The sequence below is a fragment of the Exiguobacterium sp. ZOR0005 genome, from assembly GCF_000798975.1.
Lineage (GTDB): Bacteria > Bacillota > Bacilli > Exiguobacteriales > Exiguobacteriaceae > Exiguobacterium > Exiguobacterium aurantiacum.
In genome coordinates this window covers 311,257-323,643 of sequence record NZ_JTLB01000012.1, presented here as the reverse complement: position 1 = coordinate 323,643, position 12,387 = coordinate 311,257, and the positions used below count along the sequence as shown (strand labels likewise).

At 60.6% G+C, this 12,387-nt stretch carries 13 protein-coding genes; all 13 read left to right on the top strand.

Annotated elements, in window-relative coordinates; all coding sequences use genetic code 11:
- Positions 1–645 carry a sugar transferase gene (locus tag L971_RS05255; protein WP_047374733.1) on the top strand — a complete coding sequence of 215 codons (645 nt, stop codon included), beginning with the start codon at positions 1–3 and terminating at the stop codon, positions 643–645.
- A 105-nt stretch (positions 646–750) separates the two neighbouring features.
- Positions 751–1,794: a polysaccharide biosynthesis protein gene (locus L971_RS05250; protein ID WP_047374731.1), complete on the top strand. Its 1,044-nt coding sequence runs from the start codon at positions 751–753 to the stop codon at positions 1,792–1,794.
- A gap of 4 nt (positions 1,795–1,798) precedes the next feature.
- Positions 1,799–3,067, top strand: coding sequence for a glycosyltransferase family 4 protein (locus L971_RS05245; RefSeq protein ID WP_052200285.1), 1,269 nt, complete (start codon positions 1,799–1,801; stop codon positions 3,065–3,067).
- Positions 2,949–4,205: an acetyl-CoA carboxylase biotin carboxylase subunit family protein gene (locus L971_RS14930; RefSeq protein WP_047374729.1), complete on the top strand. Its 1,257-nt coding sequence runs from the start codon at positions 2,949–2,951 to the stop codon at positions 4,203–4,205. Before L971_RS05245 ends, L971_RS14930 begins: the two co-directional genes overlap by 119 nt.
- Positions 4,169–5,296: an NAD-dependent epimerase/dehydratase family protein gene (locus tag L971_RS05235; protein WP_047374727.1), complete on the top strand. Its 1,128-nt coding sequence runs from the start codon at positions 4,169–4,171 to the stop codon at positions 5,294–5,296. The genes L971_RS14930 and L971_RS05235 overlap by 37 nt, the downstream gene beginning before the upstream one ends.
- Positions 5,293–6,273 carry a glycosyltransferase gene (locus L971_RS05230; RefSeq protein ID WP_024370705.1) on the top strand — a complete coding sequence of 327 codons (981 nt, stop codon included), beginning with the start codon at positions 5,293–5,295 and terminating at the stop codon, positions 6,271–6,273. The genes L971_RS05235 and L971_RS05230 overlap by 4 nt, the downstream gene beginning before the upstream one ends.
- Before the next feature lie 13 nt (positions 6,274–6,286).
- A complete protein-coding gene (locus L971_RS05225) occupies positions 6,287–6,985 on the top strand; it encodes a WbqC family protein (RefSeq protein WP_047374723.1) in 699 nt (232 codons plus the stop codon).
- Between the two features lie 21 nt (positions 6,986–7,006).
- A complete protein-coding gene (locus L971_RS05220) occupies positions 7,007–8,128 on the top strand; it encodes a DegT/DnrJ/EryC1/StrS aminotransferase family protein (protein ID WP_024370703.1) in 1,122 nt (373 codons plus the stop codon).
- Positions 8,125–9,099, top strand: a complete 975-nt coding sequence (gene rfbA / locus L971_RS05215; RefSeq protein WP_024370702.1) for a glucose-1-phosphate thymidylyltransferase RfbA — start codon at positions 8,125–8,127, stop codon at positions 9,097–9,099. Before L971_RS05220 ends, rfbA begins: the two co-directional genes overlap by 4 nt.
- A complete protein-coding gene (rfbB, locus tag L971_RS05210) occupies positions 9,002–10,051 on the top strand; it encodes a dTDP-glucose 4,6-dehydratase (RefSeq protein ID WP_024370701.1) in 1,050 nt (349 codons plus the stop codon). Before rfbA ends, rfbB begins: the two co-directional genes overlap by 98 nt.
- 5 nt (positions 10,052–10,056) lie before the next feature.
- Complete coding sequence (locus L971_RS05205) at positions 10,057–11,028, top strand: glycosylase (protein WP_024370700.1); 972 nt, start codon at positions 10,057–10,059, stop codon at positions 11,026–11,028.
- Positions 11,025–11,966, top strand: a complete 942-nt coding sequence (locus L971_RS05200) for a hypothetical protein (RefSeq protein WP_047374720.1) — start codon at positions 11,025–11,027, stop codon at positions 11,964–11,966. Before L971_RS05205 ends, L971_RS05200 begins: the two co-directional genes overlap by 4 nt.
- Positions 11,963–12,379, top strand: coding sequence for an N-acetyltransferase (locus tag L971_RS05195; RefSeq protein WP_029334402.1), 417 nt, complete (start codon positions 11,963–11,965; stop codon positions 12,377–12,379). The genes L971_RS05200 and L971_RS05195 overlap by 4 nt, the downstream gene beginning before the upstream one ends.
- Positions 12,380–12,387: the final 8 nt, after the last annotated feature.

Below are 12,387 nucleotides of genomic sequence, written 5' to 3'. Positions count from 1 at the left end.
ATGCGCTACTTGAACCAGAAGCGCCGCTTTGACGTACTCGTGAGCGCGACCGCCCTGGTCGTGCTCGCCCCGTTGTTTTTGATGCTCGCTGTCCTCATCAAGCTCGACTCGAGAGGGCCGGTCTTCTTCCGACAACAACGCGTCGGACGGGACGAGACGCTGTTTTGGATCTACAAGTTCCGGACGATGCGGGACGACACGCCAAACGACGTGCCGACGCACTTGTTCAACGACGCGACGAAACACATCACGAAAATCGGCGCCTTTCTCCGGAAGACGAGCCTTGACGAGTTGCCGCAGTTGATCAACATCCTGCAAGGCGACATGTCGCTCGTCGGGCCGCGCCCGGCACTATGGAACCAGGACGACTTGATCGAGGCGCGGCGGAAGGAAGGGGCGACGCATGTCGTGCCCGGCCTGACCGGTTGGGCGCAAGTGAAAGGCCGCGACGAGCTGCCGATCGACGTGAAGGCGAAGCTTGACGGCGATTACGTCCGTCATATGGGTCACCGGCTCGACTTGCTCTGCCTCGCCATGACCGTGCGCAACGTCCTGCTCAAGGAAGGCATCATCGAAGGGAGCGTCACCCCGCCTGAGGCCGTCCCGCTGAAAGAAAAAGAGATGACGCATGTTGCGAAAAAATGATAGACGCTTCCCTCGTATTACCAATTCATTTCAAATTTGGCGGGTAAAAGACTCCATACACGACTCCTGACATCCTTGATCACACACCTAGAAAGGAGACTCCTCATGTTCTCGAACAAGACACTCCTCATCACGGGCGGGACCGGCTCTTTCGGCAACGCCGTCATGGAGCGTTTCCTCCATACCGACATCAAAGAAATCCGCATCTTCTCGCGTGACGAGAAAAAACAAGAAGACATCCGTAAACGCTACAACGACGACAAACTCAAATTTTACATCGGTGACGTCCGCGACCCGAACAGCGTGAAGAACGCGATGTACGGCGTCGACTACGTGTTCCACGCCGCGGCGCTCAAACAAGTGCCGTCGTGCGAGTTCTTCCCGATCGAGGCCGTCAAGACGAACATCCTCGGCACGGAGAACGTGTTGAACGCGGCCGTCGAGGCGGGCGTGGCGAAAGTCATCTGCCTGTCGACCGACAAGGCGGCGTATCCGATCAACGCGATGGGCATCTCGAAAGCGATGATGGAAAAAGTGTTCGTCGCCAAGGCGCGCGGCGTCGGGCCGGAGCAGACGCTCATCTGCGGCACCCGTTACGGCAACGTCATGGCGTCGCGCGGCTCGGTCATCCCGCTCTTCGTCGAACAAATCAAGCAAGGCGAGCCGCTCACCGTCACCGACCCGCTCATGACTCGTTTCCTCATGAGTTTGAGCGATGCCGTCGAACTCGTCGTCTTCGCGTTCAACCATGCGCACGCCGGCGACATCATGGTCCAAAAATCACCGGCCTCGACGATCGGTGTGCTCGCCGAGGCGCTGAAACAGCTGTTCGGTGTCGACAATCCGGTGAAAGTGATCGGCACGCGGCACGGCGAGAAGGCGTTCGAGACGCTCATGACGCGCGAAGAGCATGTCGTCGCCGAGGACATGGGCGGCTTCTTCCGCGTCCCGGCCGACAACCGCGACCTCAACTATGACAAGTATTTCAGTGAAGGCAGCCAAGAGCTGACCGTCCAAGGCGAATACAATTCGAACAACACGGAGCAGCTCGACGTCGAGGCGGTGAAACAGCTCCTCTTGACGCTCCCTTACATCCGAGAAGAACTGGCGGCGTGGCACCTTCCGGCATCGACGAAACGAATCGGGTGACGCCATGAAACCGCGTCTCGTCTTCCTCTCGAACATCGCCGCGCCGTATCAAGTCAAGTTCTGTGACGCGCTCCAGGCACATTTCGAGACCGAGTTCTGGTTTTATGAACAGCTGATCGACCGGCGCCCGACGTGGTGGAAAGTGCCGCTCGGGGAACGGTGCAAAGTGCTCAGCGGTTCGATCTATACGAGTCGGCTCAATTACGTATCGCTAAACGTGTTCAAAGAGCTATATCGCTTTAAACCGGACGTGCTCCTTCTCGGCGGCTTCACCCCGTTCCATGCGCTCCTGCTACGGTATGCACGATGGCTCGGCATGAAAGTCGTCATCTTGAGCGAGCCGATCCGCATCGTTGACGACGAGGACGCGGGGTCGGACAAACTGCTCACCCGGGCGAGCGGCCCGAAGAAGACGCAACTGTTCCGCGCCATGTTCCGAGACGCCGACCTCATCTTCGGCATGGGACAAGTCGCCCGTGACCAGTTCGTCGACGAGTTCGGTTTTCGGGCCGACCAAGTCGTGAACGCCCCGTATCCGATCGATATCGAGGCGTATTTCGACCATCCGCTCCGGTTGAAACGTCCGAACGACCCGGTGCGTATCTTGTTCGCGAACCGGTTGGTCGAACGCTACCAGCCGCTCGTCGCCCTCGAGGCGTACCGGCAGCTGAAGGCGGATTATCCGCACGTGTCGCTCGCTTTGAACCGGGACGGCCACTTGTACGAGGCGTGTCGTGCGTTCATCGCGACGCACGGGCTCGAGGACGTCACGTTCCTCGACCAAATCGCGTCGTGGGACGACTTGCATCTCGTCTACCGGGATTCCGACATCCTCGTCTTGCCGGCGACGTACTCGAACGGCAACTTGACGATTGTCGAGGCGTGCGCGTCAGGTATGGGCGTCATCGTCAGCCATCACGTCGACAACGTGGCGCGTCACTTGCAGGAAGGGGAGAACTGCTTCAAATGTGAGCCGACGGCCGCCTCACTCGCCGCGTCGCTCCGCCGGTATTTGGATGACCCGCGGTTGCTCTGGATTCACGGGGCCGTGTCGAAACAAAACGTCGACCATCGTCGCAACACGGCGACGGCGGCGACGTACCGAGATTTCATTCAATCCATCATTTCATCTGACGACAAAGGAGAACAACACCATGGTCAAGCTCATGCTGCTCGGAGGAGCGATGCATCAAGTGCCAGTCATCTTGAAAGCGAAAGAAAAGGGGATCTTCACGATCCTATGCGACTACCTACCGGACAATCCGGGTCGTAACGTCGCCGACCGGTATTATTGTGTGAGCTCGCTCGACCGTGACGCCGTGCTCGAGTTGGCCCACGAGGAAGGGATCGACGGCATCATCGCCTACGCCTCGGACCCGGCCGCCCGTACCGCCGCCTACGTCGGAGAAGCGCTCGGGCTCGTCACGAACCCGTTCCAAACGGTCGAGACGCTGACGAACAAAGCGAAGTTCCGGGCGTTCTTGAAAGCGAACGGCTTCCCGACGCCCGAGGCGTACGCGTTCACGGAACTCGAGACCGCGGTGTCGGCGCTATCGACGATGCGCGGCAACCATGTCGTCAAACCGGCCGACTCGTCCGGGAGCAAAGGGATCAGCAAAATCTCGGCAAGCGACCCACCCAGGAAGATCCGTGAGAAACTCGCGGCCGCCTTCGCCGTCTCACCAGGCGGGGAGATCGTCGTCGAACAGTTCATCAAACGCGACGGCTACCAAGTCGCCGGGGACGGCTTCGTCCTCGACGGTGAGCTCGTCTTTCGTTGCTTCGGCAACAGCCATTTCAACACGCGGGGCGTCAACCCGTTCGCACCCGTCGCCGCGAGCTTTCCAAGTGTCCAACCGCCGCACGTCTTGACGAACGTCCACGAGACGCTCCAGCGCATGATCACGCGCATCGGTTTGAAGAACGGGCCGCTCAACTTCGATATCTTCGTCAGCGGGGACGACGTCTACTTGATGGACATCGGCCCGCGCAACGGCGGCAACTACATCCCGCAAGTGATCGAACAGGCGACGGGCGTCGACATGGTGAGCGCGACGATCGACCTCGCGCTCGGTCTTCCGGTCACACTCGAGATGAAGCCGGTGACCGTGCCGTCATCGTACTTCATCCTCGGCAGCCAAGTCCCGGGCCGCTTCGTCGGCCTCAGTTTCACACCGGACGACTACGAGATCATCAAGTCGAACTTGGTGTACACCGTCGGGGCCAACATCCCGCGCTTTGACGGGGCGAACAAATCGCTCGGCAGTCTCGTCCTTCGCTTCACGGACACGGAGACGATGCTCCGTCTGCTCGATGCGCCGGAGAGCTGGGTGAACTTGCACGTCCTGCCGAACCGAAAAAAGGAGGAGAAACTATGGATATCGTCGTCACCGGCGCCAACGGTTTTCTAGGAAGACACGTGGCGCACGCCTTGCAAGCGGCGGGGCACCACGTCCTTCCCATCACGAAACAGACGAGTCCTTCCGCACGCAGCGAGATGCTGCGCCGGGCCGACTTCGTCTTCCATCTCGCCGGTGTGAACCGTCCGGATGACCCGGCCGAGTTCACGGTAGGGAACGTCGACTTGACCGAGTTGATCGCGACCGAGCTGTTATCGTACAATCCGGTGCCGGTCGTCTTCGCCTCGTCGACGCAAGCGCTAGCGGCGAACCCATACGGCGAGAGCAAGCGCGCGGCCGAAGACGTGCTCGTCGTCTATGGCGAACGGGCCGAGACGCGCGTCCATTTGTACCGGCTGCCGAACTTGTTCGGGAAGTGGGGGCGCCCGTTCTACAACAGTGCCGTCACGACGTTCTGTCATCAGATTGCCCGCGGCGAGGCCATCACCGTCACCGACCCGGAACGCGTGCTCACCCTCGCCCACGTCGACACGGTCGTCACTTCGTTCCTCGAGACGCTGCGTGAAGACATCGGCCTCTATCCGTCCGTCGAGGCGCATGACGTCCGTTTGATCGACGTCGTCCGCACGCTCGAGACGTTCGAGGCGATGCGGCAGGCGCGCGGGGTGCCGGACTTGGCCGACGCGTTCACGAAACAGCTGTACAGTACGTACACGAGTTATCTGCCGCGCGAGCGGATCGTCACGCCGCTCACGATGCACCGGGACGCCCGCGGTTCGTTCACTGAATTTTTGAAGACGCCGGACCGGGGCCAAGTGTCGATCAACGTCGCGCGGCCCGGCATCACGAAAGGCGAGCATTGGCACGACACGAAACATGAACAGTTCCTCGTCGTCAGCGGCGAGGGCGTCATCCGATTGCGGCCGGTCGGCATGGAAGAAATCATGACGTTCCATGTGAGCGGGGAGACGCTCGAAGTCGTCGACATCCCGGCCGGCTACGTCCATAACATTGAAAACGTCGGGACGACCGACCTCGTCACCGTCATGTGGGTGAACGAACCGTTCGACCCGAGCCGGCCCGACACGTTCGCCGCAACGGTCGACGGACAAGAGGTCATGGAAGGAGGGGAAGCGCGATGATCATGGTGAGCATCAACTGCATCACGTACAACCACGAGGCGTATATCGGCAAGACGATCGAGAGCTTCCTCGCGCAGCGGACGGACTTCGACTTCGAGATCCTCATCCACGAGGACGCGTCGACCGACCGGACGGCCGACATCATCCGCTCTTACGAGGAGAAGCACCCGGACAAGATCCGGGTCATCTATCAGACGGAGAACCAATACTCGAAAGGCGTGTTCATCAACCGGTTGAACGAAGAGCGTGCCCGCGGTAAATACGTCGCCCTCTGTGACGGCGACGACTATTGGACCGACCCGTACAAGCTGCAAAAGCAAGTCGACTATATGGAGGCACACCCGGACTGCACGCTCTGCTTCCACGACGCCTACGTCGAGATGGACGGCCACGTGCACGTCGACTGGCGCGTCATCCCGTGGCTGCCGGAGAACAAGTTGCTCGCCTCGAAGACGGCCCGGACGTACACGGCCGGCGAGTTGCAACTGCTCGGCTTCATCCCGACGATGTCGATGCTGTATCCGAACGGCTTGATCGCGAACGCCCCGGACTGGCTGAAAGACACGCCGGCGAGCGATGGCTCGATGAAGCTGTACGTGGCGAGCAAAGGCTACGCCTACTACATGCCCGAGGCGATGAGCGTCTATCGCTACGGTGTCGTCGGTTCGGCGACGACGATCTGGAACGAAGGGAACCGGGAGCGCGACATCAAGCGCCATGAGGCGTTCATCACGTTCCTCGACACGTTCGACGCATATACGGAAGGAAAATTCCACGAGGAGCTCGAGCTGTCGCGCATCTCGTTCGAGGTCGGGCTCCATCGGTTGAAACGCGACCATGCCGCTTTGAAGTCGCCGCGCTACGACCGGTATCTCGACCGCTTCGTCGGCAAAGATCGAATCCGCCCGTATTTGATGGTCAAGCAACCGCTCGTGACCGAATGGCTCATTCGGCTCCGGGAACGTCAATTTGCCTAAAGGAGTGGACCGGATGAGACTCGCCATCATGCAACCGTACTACTTCCCATACCTCGGCTACTTCCAACTGATGGCGGCCGTCGACGCATTCGTCATCCTCGATGACGTGCAATTCATCAAACACGGTTGGATCCATCGCAACCAGATCTTGCTCGACGGCGCGGCGAAACCGATCCACATGACGATCGACCACATGTCGCAACATCGAAAGATCAACGAGCATGACCGGCGAGACGACAAGGCGAATGACCGCTATCAACTCCGCTTGCTCGAGCACGCCTATAAGAAAGCGCCGTTCTATGGCGACGTCATGCCGCTCGTCACCCGCCTCATCCGCGACGACGAACGAAACGTCGCCGTCTATCTCGGCAAGCAATTGACCGAGATCCGCAACTATATCGGGCTCGACACGCCGCTCCTCTATGCGTCATCGCTCGCGAACGACAAGACGCTCAAATGCGGCGACCTCGTCCTCGACCTATGCCATCACCTCGGGGCCGACCATTACATCAATGCGATCGGGGGACGGGCGCTCTACGACAAAGACCGGTTCGGCCGGGACGGTGTCCGCCTCGACTTCATCGAGATGGGGACCGTCACGTATCGGCAGTTCGGCAACACGTTCGTCCCGAACTTGTCGATCATCGACGTGCTCATGTTCAATTCGAGACGAGACGTGCGTCAGTTGCTCGACGCTTATACACTCGTCTAACCGTAAAGGAGGGAAACGGAGATGAATTTACCACAACACGATCTGGCCCCGCCGATCCAAGTGACACGGCCGTCGATGCCTGAGTTCGAGGCTTACGTCGAGATGATCCGGCCGCTCTTTGAGACGCGTTGGCTCAGCAACAACGGGGCGCACGTCCGCGCCCTCGAATCCGAGCTGACGGACGTCCTCGGCGTCCCGTACGTCTCGCTGCTCACGAACGGGCACTTGGCGCTCGAGACGGCGATCGACGTGCTCGGACTCACCGGCGAGGTCATCACGACCCCGTTCACGTTCGCCTCGACGACGCACGCGCTCGTCCGTAAAGGCATCACCCCGGTGTTTTGTGACATCAACCCGATCGACTATACGATCGACGTCACGAAGCTCGAGGCGCTCATCACCGAGAAGACGACCGCGATTCTGCCGGTCCACGTGTACGGCAACGTCTGCCACGTCGAGGAGATCGACCGCATCGCCAAACGGTACGGGCTGAAAGTCCTCTATGACGCGGCCCATGCGTTCGGCGTCACGCACGACGGTCAAAGCATCGCCACATATGGGGACATGAGCATGTTCAGTTTCCACGCGACGAAAGTGTTCCATACGATCGAGGGCGGCGCGCTCGCTTATCGCGACGGCGCGTTCAAAACGGCCGTCGACTTGGCCGTCAACTTCGGCATCACCGGCCCCGAGTCGGTCGAAGCGGTCGGCGGCAACGCCAAGATGAACGAGTTCCAGGCGGCGATGGGCCGCTGCAACTTGCCCCGCTTCCAAGATGACGTCCGGAAGCGCCGTGCCATCGTCGAACGCTACGACGAGCGGCTCAAGGACGTCCCGACGCTACGATTGAACCGGCGGGCAGAGGGGACGGAATCGAACTACGCGTATTACCCGGTCCTGTTCAAAGGCGACCGGCGGCGCCGCGACGAGATGATGGATTGGCTCGCCGAGCACGGCATCTTCGCCCGGAAATATTTCTATCCGCTCGTCACCGACTTCGCCTGTTATGCATTCGAGGCGAACGTCCCGAACGCCAAGTACGTGTCGGACCGCATCTTGACGCTGCCGCTCTACCCGGATTTGACGATGGAGATGGTGGACCGCATCTGTGACGTGATCATCGAAGGAGGGAATCGACCATGAAAGGAATCATCTTAGCCGGCGGCAATGGCACGCGGCTCTATCCGATGACGAAAGCCGTATCGAAACAGCTGCTCCCGATTTACGACAAGCCGCTCATCTACTACCCGATGTCGGTGTTGATGCTCGCCGGGATCCAAGACATCCTGCTCATCTCGACACCGAAAGACATCGCCGGTTACGAGCGACTGTTCGGTGACGGCCATCAGCTCGGCGTGTCGATCACGTACAAAGTGCAGGAGAAACCGGTCGGCCTCGCTGACGCATTTCTTCTCGGCGAAGACTTCATCGGGGACGACTCGGTCTGCCTCATCCTCGGGGACAACGTCTTCTACGGCCCCGACTTGACGAGCTTCCTCCGTGACGCGAAAGGGCGCACGAAAGGCGCGACCGTGTTCGGCTATCCGGTGAAAGACCCGCGGGCGTTCGGCGTCGTCGAGTTCGACGAGAATCGCCGCGTCTTGTCAATTGAAGAGAAGCCGGCCCAACCGAAATCGAACTACGCCGTCCCGGGCCTCTACTTTTATGACAACCGCGTCGTCGAGTATGCGAAACGGGTCGAGCCGTCGCCGCGCGGTGAGCTCGAGATCACGTCGATCAACCAGATGTACCTCGAGGCGGGCGACTTGAACGTCGTCTTGTTCGGGCGTGGGATGGCGTGGCTCGACACGGGGACGCCGGAAGGGATGATCAAGGCGTCGGTGTTCGTCCAGACGGTGCAGGAGCGGCAAGGCTACTACATCGCCTGTCTCGAGGAGATCGCCTGGCGCCGTGGGTTCATTACTTCGGGCCAATTGCGCGACATCGGGCAGACGTTGAAAATGACGGACTACGGGCAGTACATCTTATCCCTTTTAGAAGAGGAGCGTGAGGAGCATGAAGACTTTACTCGTAACTGGCGGAGCCGGGTTCATCGGATCAAACTTCATAAAGATGCTACTGGCAAACGCGTCGTGGCGCATCATCAACCTTGACGCGCTGACGTATGCCGGCAACCTCGAGACGCTCCAAGACATCGACGACCCGCGCTACGTGTTCGTCAAAGGGGACATCCGTGACAAAGCGACGGTCGAGGCGGTGTTCCGGGACTATGACGTCACCCGGGTCGTCCACTTCGCGGCCGAGTCGCACGTCGACCGGAGCATCCTCGAGCCGGACGTGTTCTTGACGACGAACGTGCTCGGCACGCAAGTACTGCTCGATGCGGCGAGACGGCACTGGAACGTGGCGCCGGACGACAAACATTCCCGGGACTATCGGGAAGGCGTCAAGTTCGTCCACGTCTCGACGGATGAAGTATACGGCACGCTCGGTGCGGACGGATATTTCACCGAGGCGACGCCGCTCGCACCGAACAGTCCGTACTCGGCGTCGAAAGCGAGCTCGGACTTGATCGTGCGCGCCTATCATGAGACGTACGGATTGCCGGTCAACATCACCCGTTGCAGCAACAACTACGGCCCGTACCAGTTCCCGGAGAAGCTCATCCCGCTCATGATCCAACGCGCCGAGCGCGGCGAGACGCTACCGGTGTACGGTGACGGCCAACAGATCCGGGACTGGCTCCACGTGAGCGACCATTGCCACGCCATCTGGACGGTGGCCGAGCGTGGACGTGTCGGTGACGTGTACAACATCGGCGGCAATAACGAGATGACGAACTTGACGATTGTCCGACTCATCCTCGCACAACTTGGGCGTGACGATTCGCAGATCACGTTCGTCGCCGACCGGCCCGGACACGACCGCCGCTACGCGATCGACAACACGAAGATCACGACCGAGCTCGGCTGGCGTCCGCTCTATACGTTCGAGCAGGGCTTGCGCGAGACGATCGACTGGTACGTCACACATCCCGAATGGGTCGATCGGATTGTATCGGGTGAGTACGCAACGTACTACGAAACGATGTACGCGAAAGGGTGAACGAGATGGAGACGGTGAAGACGTATGAATGGGAGAACCGGCGGCTGTTGTTCAGCCCGGAACGGGACGCGGACCTCGACTGGATGGACGCGTTCGCGCAAGCGCCGTCCGTCCTCGAGCGCGACACGTATTTGCGCATCTATTTCAGTTGCCGCCCGAAACCGGTCGACGGACGGTACGTCAGCTACAGCGGTTACGTCGACGTCGACAAGGACGACTTCTCGGTGCTGCGGGTGAGCGAGCGTCCGGTGCTCGAGCTCGGGGCGCGCGGGACGTTCGACGAGTTCGGCGTCTATCCGTTCTCGGCGATCGACGTCGGTGACGAGGTGCACGCCTATTACGGGGGTTGGACGCGCACCGTGTCGGTCCCGTTCAACGTCAACATCGGCAAGGCCGTCAGCCGGGACGGCGGCAAGACGTTCGAGCGTGTCGGTCCGGGACCGATCCTGTCGTACACGCTCGACGAACCGTTCATCTTGAGCGGGCCGAAGATCCGACGTTTTAATGACACGTGGTACTTGTTCTATATCGCCGGACGCGAATGGATTCTAGACGGGGAGCGCCCAGAGCCGGTGTATAAAATCCGTCTCGCGACGTCGACAGACGGTGTGACGTGGGAGAAACAGCACCGCGACTTGATCGACAGCGTGCTTCCCGACGAGGCGCAGGCGAGCCCGGACGTCTTCTATGAGGACGGCCGCTATCACATGTTCTTCTGTTACCGCGACGCGACCGACTATCGGAAAAACCCGGAACGGACGTATCGTCTCGGTTACGCGTCGTCACCGGACCTCCTCCACTGGACGCGGGACGATGCGGTCATGAAGTTCACGCGCGCTGAGACGGGATTCGACGACGAGATGGTCGCGTATCCGCACACGTTCACGCTGAACGGCAAACGCTATTTGTTATACCTCGGCAACGAGGTCGGACGGGCCGGGTTCGGCATCGCCGAACGGAAGGAGGGGACGACATGAGATGGAAGAAGCTCGGACACATCTTCGACCCAGAGCCGTACGGTTTCTTCGGTGACTATTCGGCGTTCGCGCAGTCGCCGCAGGCGCTCGTCTTCGATGACTTCGTCCGCATCTATTTCTCGACGCGGGAGCCGGACACGGACGGCACGTTCAAGAGCCACGTCCGCTACGTCGATATGACGCCTGCGTTCGAGGTGATCCGTGTGTCACACGAAGCGGTCATCCCGCTCGGCAAGCTCGGCACGTTCGACGAGCACGGCATCTTCCCGTTCCACGTCACCCGGACGAAGGGTGGCTTATACGGCTACACGAGCGGATGGAGCCGCCGCGAGTCGGTGTCGGTCGAGACAGGGATCGGCCTTGCGGTCAGCCGTGACGACGGGCTGACGTTCGAGCGGCTCGGGGACGGGCCGGTGCTGTCGGCGAGTGTCGATGAGCCGTTCCTCGTCGGGGACCCGTTCGTCGTCACGCGCGAGCGGCAGTACATGTACTACATTTACGGCACGACGTGGAAAGAAGGACCGGACGGGGTCGCCGAACGGACGTATAAGATCGCCCTCGCCACATCGACTGACGGACAGTCGTTCACGCGGCACGGACGGGTCGTGCCGGACGCCATCCCGGACGAGAGCCAGGCGCTGCCGACCGTGTTCGAGGCGGACGGACGCTATCACATGGTGTTCTGCTTCCGCGACACGTTCGGCTTCCGGACCGACCCGACGCGCGGTTATCGGCTCGGCTACGCCTATTCGGACGACCTCGTCGACTGGACGCGGGATGACGCCGCGCTCGGGTTCGAGCGGAGCGATACCGGTTGGGACGCCGACATGGAATGTTATCCGCACGTGTTCGAGATGAAGGGACGCCACTACCTGCTCTATAACGGCAACGCGTTCGGGCGTGACGGGTTCGGCGCTGCCGTCTTGGAGGACGTATGATCACGCTCGGCCGCGGGTCGGTCGACGACTACGTGGCCCATCTCGAGGCGTGTGACGACTTGTTCCCGACGAGATTGTCCGAGCGGGTCGACTTGCGTGCGTATGCCGAGAAGCTGCACGACCGGGCGACATCGTTCGAGTTATGGCAGGACGACCGGCTCGTCGGTCTGCTCTCGGCGTACATGGATACGGATGTGGCGTTCATCAGTCATATTTGCGTGTTGCCGGAGGTTCCGGCTGGGAGCGGGCACACGCTATTGGATGCGTTGGCTGATGAGATGAAGCGCACCGGGAAACGCGTCGTGCGGCTCCACGTCGAGGCGGACAACGACCGGGCCATCCGGTTTTATAACCGGCACGGGTTCCTCGAGATTGGACGGTTGAATCGAGACATCATCATGGAGCGAGCCTGACCCGCGTC